The following is a 17,323-nucleotide window of genomic DNA, read 5'->3' on the forward strand; positions in this document are numbered from 1 at the left end:
TCAGTCCCGCACGCACACGAAGATGGCCGAGCCCGGGATCAGGTTTCCCCGCAGCGGCGACCAGCCGCCCCACTCCGAGGTGTTCCAGACCGGCCACTGCGGCTCGACCAGGTCCACCAGGCGGAAGCCGGCCGCGACGACGTCCCGGACACGGTCGCCGATCGTCCTGTGGTGCTCGACGTACACCGCGCGACCGTCCTCGTCCTGCTCGACGTACGGCGTGCGGTCGAAGTAGGAGCCGGAGACCGTCAGCCCCTCCGGTCCCGGCTCGTCCGGGAACGCCCAGCGGATCGGGTGCGTGACGGAGAAGACGAAGCGGCCGCCCGGTCGCAGCACCCGGCGCACCTCACGCAGCACCAGTACCGGGTCGGCGACGAAGGGCAGCGCCCCGTACGCCGAGCAGGCCAGGTCGAAGGAGCCGTCCGCGAAGGGCAGGGCGCCCGCGTCCGCCTGGACCAGGGGAAAGCCGCCGCCGATGCGCAGGGCGTGCTGGAGCTGGCGGTGGGAGAGGTCGAGAGCGACGGGTCGCGCGCCGTGGGCGACCAGCCAGCGCGAGCACTGGGCCGCACCGGCGCCGATCTCCAGGACGTCCCGGCCGGCCAGCTCCTCCGCCGGGCCGAGCAGCTCGGCCTCCACCTCGTCGAGACCCTCGGGCCCCCAGACGAACCGGTCGTCGCCGAGAAAGGTGCCGTGCTCGACCTGGTACTCGTCCGCGTTGCGGTCCCACCAGCCCCGGTTGGCCCGGGAGCTTTCCGTGACGCCCGCGTCACGTCGGGTGGCTTCCGGTTCGGACGCTTCGGACTCTTGGATGATCGGCTCCCTCGTATTAGTCTGCGGGCTCTTCGGTCCGACCGGTCCGGTGGCCGTCACGAATGGGACGCCGTCGGGCCCGCGTGGCCTCGTGAGACATGATTTGTGCCGGGTTTGCGGTGATCCGCCCCGGGTGTGCGCCTTCGCGCATTGACCCTGTCCGGCTGCCCCCGTATGCTACAAGTTGCGCTGCGGGCCTGCGCACCTCAGACGTAGCAGGCTGCGCTCGCATCTGTTGCATGTCCCCTCGGTTCTCGAGGCGCCATCACCAGTAACTGGTGGGGCGTTTCTTTGGCTGTCCGGCTTCTTCAGAGCGATCACGGGCTCCCGGCGTAGCAGTACCTACGACTCACTGTCCGTACCGGAGCCCTTTCCCACATGACGAGCAGCACCGAGACCACCTCTACCACTCCGCAGGTAGCGGTCAACGACATCGGTAACGAGGAAGCTTTCCTCGCCGCGATCGACGAGACGATCAAGTACTTCAACGACGGCGACATCGTCGACGGCGTCATCGTGAAGGTCGACCGGGACGAGGTCCTGCTCGACATCGGTTACAAGACCGAAGGTGTCATCCCGAGCCGCGAGCTTTCGATCAAGCACGACGTCGACCCCAACGAGGTCGTCGCCGTCGGTGACGAGATCGAAGCCCTTGTTCTCCAGAAGGAGGACAAGGAAGGCCGCCTGATCCTCTCGAAGAAGCGCGCCCAGTACGAGCGCGCCTGGGGCACCATCGAGAAGATCAAGGAAGAGGACGGCATCGTCACCGGCACCGTCATCGAGGTGGTCAAGGGTGGTCTCATCCTCGACATCGGCCTCCGTGGCTTCCTGCCGGCTTCCCTCGTCGAGATGCGTCGTGTCCGCGACCTCCAGCCCTACGTGGGCAAGGAGCTCGAGGCCAAGATCATCGAGCTGGACAAGAACCGCAACAACGTGGTCCTGTCCCGCCGTGCCTGGCTGGAGCAGACCCAGTCCGAGGTTCGCCAGACGTTCCTCACCACCCTGCAGAAGGGTCAGGTCCGTTCCGGCGTCGTCTCCTCGATCGTCAACTTCGGTGCCTTCGTGGACCTGGGTGGCGTGGACGGTCTCGTGCACGTCTCGGAGCTGTCCTGGAAGCACATCGACCACCCCTCCGAGGTTGTCGAGGTCGGCCAGGAGGTCACCGTCGAGGTCCTCGACGTGGACATGGACCGCGAGCGTGTCTCCCTGTCGCTGAAGGCGACCCAGGAAGACCCGTGGCAGCAGTTCGCCCGCACCCACCAGATCGGCCAGGTCGTGCCCGGCAAGGTCACGAAGCTGGTTCCGTTCGGTGCGTTCGTCCGCGTGGACGAGGGCATCGAGGGCCTGGTGCACATCTCCGAGCTGGCCGAGCGCCACGTGGAGATCCCGGAGCAGGTCGTCCAGGTCAACGACGAGATCTTCGTCAAGGTCATCGACATCGACCTCGAGCGCCGTCGCATCAGCCTCTCGCTGAAGCAGGCCAACGAGTCCTTCGGTTCCGACCCGGCCTCGGTCGAGTTCGACCCGACGCTGTACGGCATGGCCGCGTCGTACGACGACCAGGGCAACTACATCTACCCCGAGGGCTTCGACCCCGAGACCAACGACTGGCTCGAGGGTTACGAGTCCCAGCGTGAGGTGTGGGAGAACCAGTACGCCGAGGCGCAGACGCGCTTCGAGCAGCACCAGGCGCAGGTCATCAAGTCCCGTGAGGCGGACGAGAAGGCCGCTGCCGAGGGCGGCGACGCGGCGGGTGCGGCTCCGGCCGCGTCCGGTGGCGGCGGCGGTGGCGGTGGCTCGTACTCCTCCGAGGGTGCCGACACCTCCGGCGCGCTGGCCTCGGACGAGGCGCTTGCCGCGCTGCGCGAGAAGCTGGCCGGCGGCCAGAGCTGATCGCAGGCCGCTGAGGCCCAGCAGGTAACTGAGGGACCGTACCTTTCGAGGTGCGGTCCCTCAGCCGTGTGCGGGGGCGTGCCCCCTGTCCCAGGGGTCAACGGGCCGCGAGAGCGCGGGAAACGTACGGGATACACGAGTAACTGACGTGCCGTAACGAACCGTTGGGAGGCTTCCCCGGTCCTTCGTGATCAGCAGGTGGGAGAGGGGAAGGAGAGCCGGGCACGACCTCGGCGGGGCCGGTGCCAGGCCCCCTCACGCGACGCGGTCACGCGTGAAAAGCCGGTAAGAGGCGCCTGATCAGAGGCGCGAGCGGGAATGCTCACGCCCCGCACCGCGTTGTGCAGTACGAACACGAGGAGGAGCGGTCACTGTGCTTGATCCGCAGGGTTTGTACGCATGGGAGCCGAAGGGCCTGGCAGTCGTCGACGTGGCGCTCGCCCAGGAGTCGGCCGGTCTTGTCATGCTCTACCACTTCGACGGATACATCGACGCGGGCGAAACCGGCGACCAGATCGTCGACCGGGTCCTCGACTCGCTGCCCCACCAGGTCGTGGCCCGCTTCGACCACGACCGGCTCGTGGACTACCGGGCCCGCCGTCCGCTGCTGACCTTCAAGCGTGACCGCTGGACCGACTACGAGGAGCCCACCCTCGACGTACGGCTCGTCCAGGACGCCACCGGAGCGCCCTTCCTGCTGCTGTCCGGCCCCGAGCCGGACGTGGAGTGGGAGCGCTTCGCCGCGGCCGTCCAGCAGGTCGTGGAGCGCCTCGGCGTGCGCCTGTCCGTGAACTTCCACGGCATTCCCATGGGCGTCCCGCACACCCGCCCCGTGGGCCTCACCCCGCACGGCAACCGCACCGACCTGGTCCCCGGCCACCGCAGCCCCTTCGACGAGGCGCAGGTCCCCGGCAGCGCCGAGTCGCTGGTCGAGTACCGGCTCATGGAAGCCGGACACGACGTCCTCGGTGTCGCCGCGCACGTACCGCACTACATCGCCCGCTCCCCGTACCCGGACGCGGCCCTCACCGTCCTGGAGTCCATCACCGCGGCGACCGGCCTGGTCCTGCCCGGCATCGCGCACGCCCTGCGCACGGACGCCCACCGCACCCAGACGGAGATCGACCGGCAGGTCCAGGAGGGCGACGAGGAACTCGTGGCCCTCGTCCAGGGCCTGGAGCACCAGTACGACGCAGCCGCGGGAGCCGACACCCGGGGCAACATGCTCGCCGAACCCGCCGACATCCCGTCCGCCGACGAGATCGGCCTCGAGTTCGAGCGTTTCCTCGCGGAACGCGAGGGCGACAACTGACTCCCGCGACCCAGGCCCTAGGCTTCCGCTCATGCTGAAGGTGGGCCTGACCGGCGGGATCGGCGCCGGCAAGAGCGAGGTGTCACGGCTGCTCGTCGAGCACGGGGCCGTACTGATCGACGCGGACCGCATCGCGCGCGAGGTCGTCGCGCCGGGGACCGGCGGCCTGGCCGCCGTCGTCGAGACCTTCGGGCAGGAGGTGCTCGCCGTCGACGGGAGCCTGGACCGCCCCAGACTGGGGTCGATCGTCTTCGCCGACCCGGAGAAACTCGCCGCCCTCAACGCGATCGTGCACCCCCTCGTCGGCGCCCGCTCGCGCGAGCTCGAATCGGCCGCCGACCGGGACGCGGTCGTCGTCCACGACGTCCCGCTCCTCGCGGAGAACAGCCTCGGCCCGCTGTACGACCTCGTGGTCGTCGTCGACGCGAGCCCCGAGACCCAGCTCGACCGGCTGGTGCGGCTGCGCGGCATGACCGAGGAGGACGCACGCGCGCGGATGGCCGCCCAGGCGACGCGCGAGAAGCGCCTGGAGATCGCGGACGTCGTCATCGACAACGACGTACCCCTGGCGGAGCTGCAGCGCCGGGTGACGGACGTATGGGCCCAACTCGTCCGCAGAGCCCACGCCGGCCGGGACGCGCCTCATCCGTCCCAGGAATAGCCGCCGCCCTTCCGGGCGTTGAACCCGCCCAGAGAGGGAAGGACTGTGCCGTGCCCGAGACCAGCGGATCGACCGGACGTACTCCGGAGACGCATGTCATCGACTTCCGTGCCGCCGAACAACTCCTGGCCGCACGGGACCCGCGGGGCGCGGTGAAGCTGCTCGACACGGTCATCGCCGCGCACCCCGAGAACACCGCGGCCCGCCTGCTGCGCGCGCGTGCCTTCTTCGCCGGCGCGCAACTGCGTCCGGCCGAGCTGGAGTTCACCATCGTCCTGGAGCGGGAGCCGGACAACGCGTTCGCGCACTTCGCCCTCGCCCGGACCTACGAGCGCCAGGGGCGGCCGGAGCAGGCCGTGCGCCACTTCCGCCTGGCGGCCGCGCTGGACCCGAACCCGGAGTACCTGAAGGCCGCACGCTTCGACTCGTGAGCCGTCGTCCGTGCGCACGCGCCGGTCAGGAACCCGGGTGCTCCGGGGGACGGCGCACCGGAGGACGCCGGTCCGCCGGCTCGTACGGTGGGATGTCGCGGCCCGGCTGGTAGTGCGGACCCTGGCGGATGTGCCGGAGGATCACGGCCGTGTCGACGGTGACGACCAGCCACAGCAGCCCGCAGACGGCGGCCCACCCGGGGCGTCCTGCGAGGGCGAAGGCCACGGTTCCCGCGAGCGCCCAGACCAGGCCCCACAGGCTCAGCCAGAACCGCGCGCGCAGCGCACTGCGCGCTGTCCTCGGCTCACTGCCCGTACGCATAGCGGTCATCACTCCTCTCTGCAACGTACTCTTCGCTGCGGACGTTCTCCAAGCGTTGCCCAGGCCGTCCGAAGAGGGGATCACCGCGTGCTGCCGGAAGCCGACGAACTGGCCGAGGTCCTGCTCGACCTCGGAGTACCGCACGAGGACATCGACGAACTCGTCCGTATGAGCCGACGGGTCCGGGACGACCCCGAGCTGCGGCGCTTCCTCGAACACTCCGTCGCCGAGCTCGTCGCCGGGATGGGGAAGATCTCGGACAGGGACGACCTGCCCGAGCTCGACTGGCCGACAGGCGCGCTGCAGCGCTTCTTCATGGTGTACGTGTTCGTCGCGGCGCTGCCGCACACCCGCGCCCACCACCAGGAGCGCGGCATCCCCGCCGACGTCTCCCGGCGCACCCTCGCCGACCTGGGCCGGAACATCGCCGTGCACCGCAGACGACACGGACGGGGCGGTGTGCAGGCCCCGTGGTGGCTGACCCACCACTTCCGCGGCGAGCTGTACCAGCTGGGGCGGCTGCAGTTCGAGCGCTCGCGTGTCGGCCGGCCGACGGCCCACGTGCTCACGGCGGCCGGGCTGGACGTGGAGCCGGGCGACCCGTGTCTGAACGTGCACATCCCCGACTTCCTCGGCCCGCTGTCCCCGGCCGCCTGCGACCGCTCCCTGGCGCTGGCCCGGGAGTTCTTCGCCCTGCACTATCCGGAGGAGCGCTACCAGGCCGTGGTGTGCCACTCCTGGCTGCTCGACCCGCAGCTCAAGCAGTACCTGCCGGCGCACACCAACATCGTCCGCTTCCAGGAACGGTTCCGGGTGATCCGCGAGGACTCGGAGCCTTCCGACACCGAACCGGTGCAGTACGTCTTCGGCGACCCGGAGCTGCCCGTGCCGGACCTGCCCCGGCGCACCACCGTGGAACGGGCCGTGGGGGACCACCTGCGGGCCGGGGGCCACTGGTACATCGGGCACGGCTGGTTTCCGCTGTGAGGCCCGCCGGCCCGCACGCGTCGCGGGCCGGCACGAGTCGCGGGACCGGTGAGCTGCGGGACCGGTGAGCTGCCGGACCGCGTGGGTCGCGGACCTGCCCGACTCGCTGCCCGGTCGGTCCGGGGTCGGTGTCCATCGAACGGGTGAACAGGCCCGGAAGGGGAACGGCCGTGCGGACGCCGTCCGTTCGACGGACATGGAACTGAAAATGCGAGCGGGACATCAGGGGACCGGTCCGGGCCCCATCACACCGGACGGCTGCGCGGTCGAGCTGTACTCACGGCTGTCCCTCGGGGCGGAGCCCGACATCATCGCGGCGGCCGTCCCGCCGGGAGCGAGCATTCTGGAACTGGGCTGCGGCGTGGGCCGCATGACCCACCCGTTACTGGAGCGCGGGTTCACGGTCACCGCGGTGGACGAGTCCGCCGAGATGCTGGAGCGCGTCCGCGGCGCGCGCACGGTACACGCGTCGATCGAGGACCTCGACCTGGGCGAGACGTTCGACGTCGTGCTGCTCGCGTCCTTCCTCGTGCACACCGCCGACATCGAGGTCCGGCGAGGCATGCTGCGCACCTGCACGCGACACCTCGCGGACGGCGGCCGGGTGCTGATCCAGCGAGAGGGCGCGGACTACCACACCAACCTGCCGCGCGAGCGCGTCGATCCTTCCGGCTACATCGTGCGCATCGCGTCGTCCGAGCTGGTGGCAGACGGGGTCAACTCGGTTTTCGCGGAGTACGTGTTCCCGGACGCGACCTGGACGCAGACGTTCCGGGTACGGCCGCTGACGCGGCAGCAGTTCGAGGACGCGCTGGCGGAGGCGGGCCTGAGAGTCGACAAGTACCTGACCGAGGACGGGATATGGGTACGGGCGGCAGCCACGGTGGCCGAGGCTCCCGCAACCCAGGAGGAGGACTGAGGGAGGAAGGATGACGTGCCTGGGTGCGTCGGACGGCGATGAGTTTCGTGACGAGGGCCGGTCTATCTCTGTGACAGCACAACGGACCGCTTCACACAGGAGACCCTCATGTCCGAGACCACCGTTCCCGTCCCGTCCGTCGCATCCGCACTGCCCGGCGGCGGCTCCGGCACAGTCGTCGCCGAGTCCGCGACCCCTCGCGGTCGACGGGCCCGCATCGCCCTGCGTGGCCTGCAGGTGGTGCTCGCCCTCTTCTACGCCATCGCGAGCGCCCTGCCCAAGCTGATCGCGCATCCCTCGGCCGCCGACGCCTTCGACGAGATGGGCTGGGGCAGCGCGGGAATGTACACCATCGGCGCACTCGAACTGGCCGGAGCCATCGCCCTGTTGGTCCCGGTGCTGCAGTCCGTGGCGGCGGTGGCGCTGAGCGCGCTGATGGTCGGCGCGTTCGTCGTCCAGCTCACCGTCTTCCACGGGGAGAACGCGGCGACCCCGCTCATCCTGATCGTGCCGCTCGCCCTCATCGCCTGGGCACGGCGTGGACACAACGAGGACCTGCTGCGGCTGGTACGGCGCCGGGCGTGACACGTGCCCTGTGGGGACGGCCGGCGAAACCGCACGGCGGGGGCCGCGGTGAGGGTGGCGTCGACAGCGATGTTGTTCGGGTGCTGGTGCCGGTGCCGGTGCCGATGCCGATGGGTGGAGGGGTGGGGGGAGGGGGGAGAGGGCGGGGGTGACGAGATGCGCAGGACGGTGGCGTCCGGTGGGCCGAGGGCCCGGGCCGGACGCCGGCGCCGTGTGTATCTCGTCGCGTGCCCTGGAGGTCATCGGCCTCCGCGCCGGGGGCGGCCTCCCCGGACACCTGGCGAGCCGGACGTACCCGGTTTACCCGGTGTGCCCGGACCACCTGCCGCTCCCGGGCCTCCCGACGTTCCCGGGCCTGCCGTCATTCCCGGTGGTACCGCTGACCCTCGGAGGCGTTCCATGTCGCGGCGGTCCCGCTTGGTCGGGCGGCCGGTGCCGCGGTCGCGGATACCGGCCGGGGCCACGGCGTCGCGCGGCGGGGGCGGGGGACTGTTGTCGACGTAGCACTGCACGGCCACCGGAGCGCCGACCCGCTTGCGGATCAGGCGCTTGACGACGACGACCCGCTCCCAGCCCTCCTGCCGGACGCGTACCTCGTCGCCGACGCGCACGGAGTAGGCGGGCTTGACCCGTTCGCCGTTCACGCGCACATGCCCGCCCCGGCAGGCGGTGGCTCCCATGGAGCGGGTCTTCACCAGTCGGACCGACCAGACCCAGCTGTCGATGCGCACGCTCTCGCCGTGCTGCGGACCGGCCGCCTCGGCGGCGGCCACCGCGGCGGCGGCCTTGGCGTCCACGCCGTCGCCGCCGTCGGCGTCCGTGGCTTTGCCGGTGCCGGTGCCGGTGCTGCCGGTGGCGTTGCCGTCGGCCTCGGCGTCCGTGGCCGTGCCGTCGGCCTCGGCGTGGTCGTGGTCCGGGTGCTCAGAAGCCATGCCGTCGACTTTAGTCCCCGGAGCGGTGAGGGTCGGCTGGGTTTTCTCGCGGCCCCTGGAGAGGTGTCCTGGGAGCAGCCTGGACAGGCCTTGGCCGACCTGGGCAGGTCCGGCACGGCTTTACGGTGGAGGCATGCACAGCCTGGAGGATCTGGACGCCCGTCTCTGCGGTTGCACCGCCTGCCCCCGGCTCGTGGAGTGGCGGGAGGAGGTGGCCCGTACCAAGCGCGCGGCCTTCGCCGACGAGACGTACTGGGGGCGCCCGGTGCCGGGCTTCGGCCCGTCGGACGCCAGGCTGCTGATCGTCGGCCTCGCCCCCGCCGCCCACGGCGGCAACCGCACGGGCCGTATGTTCACCGGCGACCGCTCCGGAGACGTGCTGTACGAGGCGCTGTACGACATCGGGCTCGCCTCGCAGCCGACCTCGGTGCGCGCCGGCGACGGCCTGGAACTGTACGGCGTGCGGGTCACCTCGCCCGTGCACTGCGCCCCGCCCGCCAACAAGCCCACCCCCGAGGAGCGGGACACCTGCCGGCCCTGGCTCCTGCAGGAGCTGAGGCTGCTGCGGCCCACACTGCGGGCGGTGGTCGTGCTCGGCGCCTTCGGCTGGCAGGCGGCCCTGCCCGCCTTCGCCGAGGCGGGCTGGACAGTGCCACGCCCGCGGCCGGCCTTCGCCCACGGCGCCCGCGTCCCCCTCGACGGGCTCCAGCTCTTCGGCTGCTTCCACGTAAGCCAGCGCAACACCTTCACCGGCCGGCTCACGCCCGCGATGCTGCGCGACGTCCTGCGTACGGCGGCGGAAGCGGCGGGACTGCCCGGGCCGAAAACCGGGGCGACCGGACCGCCGTAGGGACGTTACGGTGCGCTGATGACCTTGTATCCGGAGATCGAACCGTACGACCACGGCATGCTCGACGTCGGTGACGGCAACCAGGTGTACTGGGAGACGTGCGGCAATCCGCGCGGCAAGCCCGCGGTGGTGCTGCACGGCGGGCCGGGCTCCGGAGCCAACGCCTACTTCCCGCGCCTCTTCGACCCGGCCGCGTACCGGATCGTGCTGCTCGACCAGCGCGGGGCCGGTCGTTCCACGCCGCCGGCGAGCGCGTACGACACCGACATGAGCGTCAACACGACCGCTCACCTCATCGCCGACCTGGAACTGCTGCGCCGGCACCTGGACGTCGAACGGTGGCTGGTGTGGGGAGTGTCCTGGGGATCGGTGCTGGGGCTGCGGTACGCGCAGACGCATCCCGCGGCCGTCTCCGAGCTGGTCCTGACCGGGATCGCGACCGGCTCGGATGCCGAAGTCGCCCTGCTGACGAGGGGGTTGGGGAGGATCTTTCCGGAGGCGTTCGAGCGGTTCGTCGGCGAGCTGCCGGAGGGCGAGCGGGACGGAAACCTCGCGGCCGCCTACAACCGGCTGCTCGAGTCGCCCGATCGCCAGGTGCGCGAACGGGCCGCGCGGGCCTGGACCGACTGGGAGACGGCCATGATGCCGGCCCCGCCGCGGTCGGTGGCGCGCTATGAGGACCCGGTGTTCCGGATGGGCTTCGCCCGCACCGTCACGCACTACTGGGGCAACGACCACTTCCTGGGCGAGAGTGAGGGCGGAAGCGAGGGCGACAACGGGGGTGTCGACCGTGGGGGTGTCGTGCTGCGCGACGCGCCGTTGCTGAAGGACATCCCCGGCACACTCGTCCAGGGCGGTCTCGACCTCGGCAACCTCCTCGGTGTCGTCTGGCGGCTCCATCACGCCTGGCCGGGCAGCGAGTTGGTGGTGATCGACGAGGCCGGGCACAACGCGGGGGCGCCGGGCGTGGCCGAGGCGCTGGTGGCGGCGACCGACAAGTACGCCCGGCGCGGCTAGGGCACTTCGGCTGCCCCGGATTCCCCTCCGTCCCCGTCCCCCGCCCCTTTCCCTTCCGGGTCCGCTGCCCCGAACAGGTGCCGTACCGTCGACCGGTAGTTGGCCTGTACGTGGCGGAGGGCGTGGGTGCGGGCGCGGTCCGGGTCGCCGGAGGCGATCGCCTCGTACAACTCCTGGTGCTCCGTGAGGAGTTGAGGCCACTCCTCGTTCTGCCGGGTGAGCCAGCGCAGGCGGCCGTCGACGGGTTCCATGACCGAGATCAGCAGGCTGTTGCCGGCCATGGCCAGGATGCGGTCGTGGAAGCGGGTGTTGACGTCCGTGATCGCCTCGGCGTCCCCGGCCTCGGTGGCGCTCGCCGCGCTGTCCAGCAGCTCGCGCAGCTCGGCCAGCGTCCGCGGGGTCGCGCGGGATGCCGCGAGGCCGGTCGCGTACACCTCCAACGCCTCGCGCAGCTCGAAGAGTTCCTTGACGTCGGCGGGTGTCAGCCGGCGTACGACCGTGCGGCGCGGTGTCTCGAAGTGGACGAAGCCCTCGGCGACCAGTGCCCGGATCGCCTCGCGGACCGGGACCCGGGAGACCCCGAAGCGCTCGGCGAGCTCCCGCTCGACGAGTCGGTCGCCCGGACGCAGGCGGCCCGCGATGATCTCCCGCCGCAGATCCGCCAGGACGCGTTCGCGTACCGCGCCGAGGGGTTCGATCTTCGTCATGAGGCCATCTTCGCCGACTCGGAGCGGCTTTTACGGAGCGTTAACAGGGGTGACATCGGTCGAAACGGTTGACGGGAGGACCATGACGGAAGTTTGGTATACCAAACGGCCCCCGAAAGCAGTCTCCTCCGTCCCCTCGTCCAGGGAGGCCCCGTGTCCCTCGCCGACCGTGCCGAAGCCACCGGCACCGCAGCGTTCGTCCCCGACCCCCGCCTCACCAACGAAGACCTCGCGCCCGCGGGCAAGCGCAACTGGAAGGTGTTCGACCTCTTCGCCATGTGGATGTCCGACGTCCACAACCTCGGCAACTACACCTTCGCCGCGGGCCTGCTCTTCCTCGGCATGAACGTCTGGCAGATCTTCACCTCACTGCTCGTCGGCTTCGTGATCATCTATGCCGGGATGAACATGATGGGCCGCATCGGGCAGCGCACCGGAGTCCCCTTCCCGGTCGTCAGCCGGATCGCCTTCGGCATCTGGGGCGCCAACATCCCCGCGCTGATCAGGGCCGTCATCGCCATCATGTGGTACGGCATCCAGACCTACCTCGCCTCCGTCGCGGTCAACGTGATGCTGCTGGCCGCCTGGCCGGGCCTGGAGTCCTGGACGCACAGCTCCTTCCTGGGCCTCGACGCGCTCGGCTGGGTGTCCTTCGTCGCGCTCTGGCTGGTCCAGGCGCTGATCATCAGTCAGGGCATGGAGTCGGTCCGGAAGTTCCAGGACTTCTGCGGCCCCGCCATCTGGGTCGTGATGATCGCGCTCGCCGTCTGGATCCTCGCCAAGGCCGACTGGACCATCGCGCTGACCTCGACCCCGCACCCGGTCTCCGTCGGCGAACAGTGGCGGCAGTGGTTCGGCGCGGTAGGTCTGATCCTCGCCACCTACGGCACGCTGATGCTCAACTTCTGCGACTTCTCCCGCTTCGCACCCGACTACAAGACCGTCCGGCGCGGCAACTTCTGGGGTCTGCCGGTCAACTCGACGGCCTTCGTGATCGTGTCGGTGATCGTCACCGCGGGCGCCTACGAGGTGTTCGGCAAGCAGATCACCGACCCCGCCTACCTCGTCGCCGAGATCGGCAACAAGTGGGTGCTGGTGGTGGGCGCGTTCACCTTCGCGGTGGCCACCATGGGCGTCAACATCGTCGCCAACTTCGTCTCGCCGGCGTACGACCTGGCCAACGTCTGGCCGCAGAAGATCACCTTCAGGATCGGCGGCATGATCAGCACGGTGGCCGCGCTGGTGGTGACCCCGTGGAACCTGTTCTCCAACCCGACCGTCGTGAACTACTTCCTCGGCGGCCTCGGTGCCTTCCTCGGCCCGCTGTTCGGCGTGATCATGGTCGACTACTACTGGGTCAAGCGTGGTGACGTCGACGTCGACGAGCTCTTCGACGCGCGGCCAGGTGCCCGCTACCGCTACCGCAACGGCGTCAACCCCAAGGCGCTGTGGGCGTTCCTGCCCTCGGCGGCGGTCGCGGCGGTGCTCGCGCTGGTGAAGACGTTCAGTGACGTGGCGCCGTACTCGTGGTTCATCGGCACCGCGCTGGCGGCCGGTGCCTACGCGGCACTGTGCCGCGCCGAGCGGACCGCCGCGCCGGTCGTCTCCGAGCAGCCCGTGGAGGTCTGAGCAACGTGCGGATCGTCGTCACCAACTGCAACACCACGCAGGAGATGACCGAGGAGATCGTACGAGGTGCCCGGGCCGCGGCAGGCCCGGGCACCACCGTGACCGGACTGACCCCCGGCTGGGGACCGGAGTCCGCGGAGGGCTGGCTCGACAGCTACCTGTCGGCCGCCGCCGTCCTCGACACCCTGCGCACGTACGACGGACCGTCGTACGACGCCGTCGTCATGGCCGGCTTCGGAGAGCACGGGCGCGAAGGTGTACGGGAACTGGTGGACGTGCCGGTCGTCGACATCACGGAGGCCGCGGCACACCTCGCCTGCCTGCTGGGGCGGCGGTACGGGGTCGTCACCACGCTGGAACGCTCGTGCGGGCAGATCGAGGACAGCCTCGAAACGGCGGGCGTGGGCCGCAACTGCGCCGCCGTCGTCGGGACGGGCCTGAGCGTCCTCGACCTCGGGGACGGCGAGGGGAACCGGGACCGCACCGAGGCGGCGTTCCTCGCCGCCGCCGAACGGGCCTGCCGGGCGGGCGCGGAGGTACTGGTGCTCGGCTGCGCCGGAATGACCGGCCTGCAGCGCACCGTGGGGGAGAAGCTGGGGCTTCCGGTCGTCGACGGGGTCGCGGCGGCGGTGAAGCTGGCGGAGTCCCTCGTGGCACTCGGCCTGACGACCAGCCGGGCGGGCAGCCTGGCGAAACCGTTGCCGAAGAGGCGGGTGTGGAGCCGCCCACGACCGGACTGACACCACCCCGCGCCGCCGTCGCCGGTCAGCCGCATCGGGGCCCAGTCAGGCCATGCGCCGCCCGTCGCCGCTCAGCCGCATCGGGGCCGGGTCAGGACATGCGTCCCCCGCGGGTCACCGCACCAGGCCGAGTTAACGGCGTGCGCCCTTCACCGGTCGTCGCACCAGGCCGAGTCCACGGCGTGCGCCCGTCGCCGGTCATCGCACCAGGCCGAGTCCACGGCATACGCCCGTCGTAAGCCCGTCCTACGGCTGCCAGACGTACCGCACGTCCTACGGCTGCCAGACGTACCGCACGTCCGGTTCCCGCTCCTCGTTCGTGCGGCCGTCGGTCCGCTCGACGGCGACGAAACCGTGTCGCTCGTAGAAGCGGTGGGCGGGCTCGTTGACCTGGAAGGTCCACAGACTCAGCCCCCGCGGACTGCGCTCCTTGGCCAGCCCGACGAACCGGTCACCGATACCTCGCCCCCGCCACTCGGGGGCGAGGTACAGCTGGGACAGCAGATCGCCGTTGAGCACCATCAGCCCCACGACCCGGCCCCCGTCCACCGCCTCGGCCACCCACGTCTCGCGCGACGGCACCACCACATCGCGGAAGTAGGCCCGCACCTCGTCGTCGGACCGCGGCCTGACGACCGTCGGCAACGCGGCGTCGAACGACCGCAACCACACATCGGCCGCGTCGGCGGCGTCGGCGGCACCGGCCCGACGCAGCACAACGGCCGCCGGCCTGCTCACGCTGCCACCTCCTCGGGAACGACAGCGATCGCGGTGATCTCCACCAACTGCCCCGTATATCCGAGACAGGCCACCCCGACCAGCGTCGACGCATGTGGCCCGGCGATGAGCTCCGAGGCCTCGACGACTTCCCAGACGGTGGACAGCACCGCGGGATCGCTGCTGACGACGTACACGTCGGTCGCCGCGACATGCGCCAAGTCGCTTCCCACCGTCTGTAGTTGTACTCGCAGGTTGGCGATCACCTGCTGTGCCTGCAGCACCGGATCGCCTTCACCGACCAACCGGCCGTCCGCGTCGAGGGGCACGGCTCCTGCCAGGAAGGCCAGTCTCGTGCCTGCCTCGACCACGGAGGCGTGCGAGTAGGAGGGCGGTGGGAACAGGGCGGCAGCGGTAGCGCGCTGGATCACGAAGTCTCCTTGGGTGGGCGCCGAGCATCTCGCCGATCATGCGGGGGCTCCGCGAAGATCGCATCCGAATTCACCGTCGTACCCCCTCCGCCAGCCCGGTCGTTCGCCCTCGGTCCCCGAAGCCGTTCGACAGGGTGGAGCTGATGCGTGAGGGCACCGCCCCGTGCCGCGGACAGCGTGCATGGCTTGCCAACTGGCACTCGTCCGCCCCGCGACCGGTCATTGCGTTCATAAAGAACGCGGTCCTCCCGGCAACCGTCACCTCCCCGAAATACAACCGTCCCATCTCCTCCAGGAACGCGATCTACCGTGGACACCACAGTCCGCAGCCCGGCCGCCGTCGCCCGAAGGCTCATTTCCGCCCTCGTCGAGACGACAGGAGTCCCGTGTCGCGCCACGTTCCGACGCTTCCGCCCTGGCTCGCCCACACGCTTCGTGCCCAGCGGGGGCCCGTGCCGTGGAGTGCGGTGCTGCGGGGGGCGTTGGCCGCCGGGCCGCTGCTTCTCGTCGCCGTGCTCGTCGGCCGGACCTCACTCGGCGTCGTGTCCGCGATCGCCGCCATGCTCGCCGGGATCAACGACCGGCCCGGCAGCCGGCGGGTCTCCGTCCAGCGGCTGGGTGTCCCCGCGCTCGCGGGGGCGGGCGGACTGCTCCTGGGGACGTATGCCGGTCAGCATGCCGACGCCGTGATGCTGACCGTGCTGTTCACCCTCGTGGGGCTGGTCGCGGGAAGTCTCAGCGCGGTCGGGACCGTCGCCTCCGGGGCGGGTACCCAGCTGCTCGTCGCCTCCGCGATCGGGGCCGGGATGCCGTTGCCGGAGCCCGGATGGCAACGGGCCCTGGCGTTCCTCGCCGGGGCCGGGTGGCTGCTCGCGTTGCGGCTGCTGCTGCCCACCCCCGGGGCCATGGCCGGCGGCGACTACCGGTTCGACGGGGAGCGGGACGCCGTAGCCGCCGTGTACGACGCCGTCGCGGAGCTTCTCGACGCCGCCGGGTCGCAGGCGGCGACCGCGCGCCGCGCCGGACTCACCGCCGCGCTCGACCATGCGCAGGACGCCCTGGCCGGGCCGCGGTTGCGGCGGTACGCGAGTTCCGCGGCCGAGCGGCGGCTGCACGCGCAGTACGCCGCCGCGCTGCCGCTCGCCGAGGCCGCGACCGCGCTCGCGTGGGCAGGGGAGGCGGTCACCGGGCGGGCGTCCGAAGGGCCACGCCGGCTCGCCGCCGCGGTGCGCGGCAGCACGCACACCGGACCACTGCCCGCACCCCACCGCTCCGCACCCGCCCTGCGCGCCCTGGACGACGCCCTGCTGCACGCCGCCGAGGCCTTCGACCACGCCAAGGGCAGCGATCTGCACACCCGCAGGCGTACGGCCGGGGCACTGCTGCGCACCGTCTTCGGGGCCGGCGGACGGGAGTACGGCCTACGGGTCGCCCTCTGCTTCGGGGCCAGCGCGGCCGTCGCCCAGGCCCTGCACCACGCCCGCTGGTACGGGCAGCACGAGCACTGGTACTGGCTGCCCGCCACCGCCGTCTTCCTCGTCAAGCCCGACCTCGGGCCACTCGCCTCGCGCGTCCTGTGCCGGGCCGCGGGGACCGTACTGGGGGCGCTTGTCTTCGCCGGGTTCGCCGTCGTGCTGCCCCGGCCCGAGGGGCTCATCGCACTCGTCGCCGTCAGCGGCGCCCTCATTCCCGTCGCCACCCGGCACTTCGCCGCGCAGACCGCCGTCGTCACCGTCCTCGTGCTCGCCCTGGTGATGGTGGGCGGGGAGCCGCAGGCGTCGGCGGGCCGGATCGGCGAGACGCTGCTGGCCTGCGCGATCGTGCTGATCGTGGGACATCTGCCGATGCCCGGGCAGCGGGGCGGCGGTGTGCGCGCCCGGCTGGCCGCGGCCGGGGACGCGGCGCAGGCGTACCTGGAGCACGTCCTGCGCGAGTCCGACGCCCGGGTCGTACGGAGGCCCGAGGACCGCGCGGTCCGCTGGACCCTCCGCCGTGAGGCCTATCGCACGCTCGCCGAGGCCCGTACCGCCATCTCCCTCAACGCCGCCGAACTCCCCGCCCTGGCCCGGCAGGCCGAGGGCGCGGACGAGGTCGCCGCCGTCCTCGAACGGCTCGTCGACACCACCACCGCCTGCGCCGTACACCTCGACGACACGGGACGGCTCACCCCCGAGGACGCCGGCCGCCTCGCCGCGCTCCTCGCCGAACTCGCCGGTCACCGGGAGCGGGTGGGACTGCGGAGGCCGGAGATCCCCCTCGCGGGCTGAGACGGGCCCGGTCGCCGAACGGCGACCAAGGACCGGGTGGCGACCTGGTCACCGGGTGGGGCACCCCTTGCGGTGGGCGGTGGGCGGTGGGCGGCGGGCGGCGGGCGGCGGGC

18 protein-coding genes are annotated in these 17,323 nt (G+C 71.3%); 12 read left to right on the forward strand and 6 right to left on the reverse strand.

Annotation, left to right across the window (positions count from 1 at the left end; translation table 11 throughout):
• Window positions 1–870 (reverse strand): class I SAM-dependent methyltransferase, encoded by an 870-nt coding sequence (locus OG985_RS34060; RefSeq protein ID WP_371672196.1) that lies wholly within the window; start codon window positions 868–870, stop codon window positions 1–3.
• A gap of 318 nt (window positions 871–1,188) precedes the next feature.
• Between OG985_RS34060 and rpsA the strand changes: the two genes are divergently transcribed.
• The 4 genes from rpsA to OG985_RS34080 all read left to right on the forward strand — a co-directional run bounded on the left by rpsA (window position 1,189) and on the right by OG985_RS34080 (window position 5,107).
• Window positions 1,189–2,703, forward strand: coding sequence for a 30S ribosomal protein S1 (gene rpsA / locus OG985_RS34065; protein WP_371672197.1), 1,515 nt, complete (start codon window positions 1,189–1,191; stop codon window positions 2,701–2,703).
• Between the two features lie 373 nt (window positions 2,704–3,076).
• Window positions 3,077–4,015 (forward strand): PAC2 family protein, encoded by a 939-nt coding sequence (locus OG985_RS34070; protein WP_371672198.1) that lies wholly within the window; start codon window positions 3,077–3,079, stop codon window positions 4,013–4,015.
• 31 nt (window positions 4,016–4,046) lie between these two features.
• A complete protein-coding gene (coaE, locus tag OG985_RS34075) occupies window positions 4,047–4,676 on the forward strand; it encodes a dephospho-CoA kinase (protein ID WP_371672199.1) in 630 nt (209 codons plus the stop codon).
• Between the two features lie 50 nt (window positions 4,677–4,726).
• The gene (locus OG985_RS34080; protein WP_371672200.1) at window positions 4,727–5,107 is read left to right on the forward strand and encodes a tetratricopeptide repeat protein; all 381 of its coding nucleotides are present in this window, start codon (window positions 4,727–4,729) and stop codon (window positions 5,105–5,107) included.
• A gap of 25 nt (window positions 5,108–5,132) precedes the next feature.
• Here OG985_RS34080 and OG985_RS34085 read toward each other — a convergent pair whose 3' ends face one another.
• Window positions 5,133–5,429, reverse strand: a complete 297-nt coding sequence (locus tag OG985_RS34085; protein ID WP_371672201.1) for a DUF6343 family protein — start codon at window positions 5,427–5,429, stop codon at window positions 5,133–5,135.
• An 87-nt stretch (window positions 5,430–5,516) separates the two neighbouring features.
• Between OG985_RS34085 and OG985_RS34090 the strand changes: the two genes are divergently transcribed.
• The 3 genes from OG985_RS34090 (at window position 5,517) to OG985_RS34100 (ending at window position 7,920) form a co-directional block, all read left to right on the forward strand.
• The gene (locus tag OG985_RS34090; RefSeq protein ID WP_371672202.1) at window positions 5,517–6,416 is read left to right on the forward strand and encodes an acyltransferase domain-containing protein; all 900 of its coding nucleotides are present in this window, start codon (window positions 5,517–5,519) and stop codon (window positions 6,414–6,416) included.
• A 208-nt stretch (window positions 6,417–6,624) separates the two neighbouring features.
• Window positions 6,625–7,335 carry a class I SAM-dependent methyltransferase gene (locus tag OG985_RS34095; RefSeq protein ID WP_371672203.1) on the forward strand — a complete coding sequence of 237 codons (711 nt, stop codon included), beginning with the start codon at window positions 6,625–6,627 and terminating at the stop codon, window positions 7,333–7,335.
• A 108-nt stretch (window positions 7,336–7,443) separates the two neighbouring features.
• Window positions 7,444–7,920, forward strand: coding sequence for a DoxX family protein (locus tag OG985_RS34100; RefSeq protein WP_371672204.1), 477 nt, complete (start codon window positions 7,444–7,446; stop codon window positions 7,918–7,920).
• A 239-nt stretch (window positions 7,921–8,159) separates the two neighbouring features.
• On the opposite strand, the gene OG985_RS34105 is transcribed toward OG985_RS34100, so the two are convergent.
• Window positions 8,160–8,852, reverse strand: a complete 693-nt coding sequence (locus tag OG985_RS34105; RefSeq protein WP_371672205.1) for an RNA-binding S4 domain-containing protein — start codon at window positions 8,850–8,852, stop codon at window positions 8,160–8,162.
• Between the two features lie 133 nt (window positions 8,853–8,985).
• Here OG985_RS34105 and OG985_RS34110 point away from each other — a divergent pair, with 133 nt between their 5' ends.
• Both OG985_RS34110 and pip read left to right on the forward strand, forming a co-directional pair.
• Window positions 8,986–9,702: a uracil-DNA glycosylase gene (locus OG985_RS34110; protein ID WP_371672206.1), complete on the forward strand. Its 717-nt coding sequence runs from the start codon at window positions 8,986–8,988 to the stop codon at window positions 9,700–9,702.
• Window positions 9,703–9,720: 18 nt separating this feature from the next.
• On the forward strand, window positions 9,721–10,719 hold the full coding sequence (gene pip / locus OG985_RS34115) for a prolyl aminopeptidase (protein WP_371672207.1): 999 nt from the start codon (window positions 9,721–9,723) through the stop codon (window positions 10,717–10,719).
• Here pip and OG985_RS34120 read toward each other — a convergent pair.
• Window positions 10,716–11,426, reverse strand: a complete 711-nt coding sequence (locus OG985_RS34120) for a GntR family transcriptional regulator (protein ID WP_371672208.1) — start codon at window positions 11,424–11,426, stop codon at window positions 10,716–10,718. The genes pip and OG985_RS34120 overlap by 4 nt on opposite strands.
• Window positions 11,427–11,579: 153 nt before the next feature.
• On the opposite strand from OG985_RS34120, the gene OG985_RS34125 reads away from it, so the two are divergent.
• Both OG985_RS34125 and OG985_RS34130 read left to right on the forward strand, forming a co-directional pair.
• A complete protein-coding gene (locus tag OG985_RS34125) occupies window positions 11,580–13,055 on the forward strand; it encodes an NCS1 family nucleobase:cation symporter-1 (RefSeq protein ID WP_371672209.1) in 1,476 nt (491 codons plus the stop codon).
• Window positions 13,056–13,060: 5 nt separating this feature from the next.
• On the forward strand, window positions 13,061–13,795 hold the full coding sequence (locus tag OG985_RS34130) for an aspartate/glutamate racemase family protein (protein ID WP_371672210.1): 735 nt from the start codon (window positions 13,061–13,063) through the stop codon (window positions 13,793–13,795).
• 273 nt (window positions 13,796–14,068) lie between these two features.
• On the opposite strand, the gene OG985_RS34135 is transcribed toward OG985_RS34130, so the two are convergent.
• Both OG985_RS34135 and OG985_RS34140 read right to left on the reverse strand, forming a co-directional pair.
• Window positions 14,069–14,533, reverse strand: coding sequence for an N-acetyltransferase family protein (locus tag OG985_RS34135; RefSeq protein WP_371672211.1), 465 nt, complete (start codon window positions 14,531–14,533; stop codon window positions 14,069–14,071).
• Window positions 14,530–14,943: a RidA family protein gene (locus OG985_RS34140; RefSeq protein WP_371672212.1), complete on the reverse strand. Its 414-nt coding sequence runs from the start codon at window positions 14,941–14,943 to the stop codon at window positions 14,530–14,532. Before OG985_RS34140 ends, OG985_RS34135 begins: the two co-directional genes overlap by 4 nt.
• Window positions 14,944–15,329: 386 nt before the next feature.
• On the opposite strand from OG985_RS34140, the gene OG985_RS34145 reads away from it, so the two are divergent.
• Entirely contained in the window at window positions 15,330–17,210 is a 1,881-nt protein-coding gene (locus OG985_RS34145) for an FUSC family protein (protein WP_371672213.1), read from the forward strand.
• Window positions 17,211–17,323 lie beyond the last annotated feature (113 nt).

The organism is Streptomyces sp. NBC_00289 (assembly GCF_041435115.1).
Classification (GTDB): Bacteria; Actinomycetota; Actinomycetes; order Streptomycetales; family Streptomycetaceae; genus Streptomyces.

Excerpts from the sequence above, each read along its gene's own strand:
- rpsA (WP_371672197.1), top strand. The coding sequence starts at position 1,189 with ATGACGAGCAGCACCGAGACCACCTCTACCACTCCGCAGGTAGCGGTC.
- coaE (WP_371672199.1), top strand. The coding sequence starts at position 4,047 with ATGCTGAAGGTGGGCCTGACCGGCGGGATCGGCGCCGGCAAGAGCGAG.
- OG985_RS34085 (WP_371672201.1), bottom strand. The coding sequence starts at position 5,429 with ATGCGTACGGGCAGTGAGCCGAGGACAGCGCGCAGTGCGCTGCGCGCG.
- OG985_RS34095 (WP_371672203.1), top strand. The coding sequence starts at position 6,625 with ATGCGAGCGGGACATCAGGGGACCGGTCCGGGCCCCATCACACCGGAC.
- OG985_RS34100 (WP_371672204.1), top strand. The coding sequence starts at position 7,444 with ATGTCCGAGACCACCGTTCCCGTCCCGTCCGTCGCATCCGCACTGCCC.
- OG985_RS34105 (WP_371672205.1), bottom strand. The coding sequence starts at position 8,852 with ATGGCTTCTGAGCACCCGGACCACGACCACGCCGAGGCCGACGGCACG.
- OG985_RS34110 (WP_371672206.1), top strand. The coding sequence starts at position 8,986 with ATGCACAGCCTGGAGGATCTGGACGCCCGTCTCTGCGGTTGCACCGCC.
- pip (WP_371672207.1), top strand. The coding sequence starts at position 9,721 with ATGACCTTGTATCCGGAGATCGAACCGTACGACCACGGCATGCTCGAC.
- OG985_RS34120 (WP_371672208.1), bottom strand. The coding sequence starts at position 11,426 with ATGACGAAGATCGAACCCCTCGGCGCGGTACGCGAACGCGTCCTGGCG.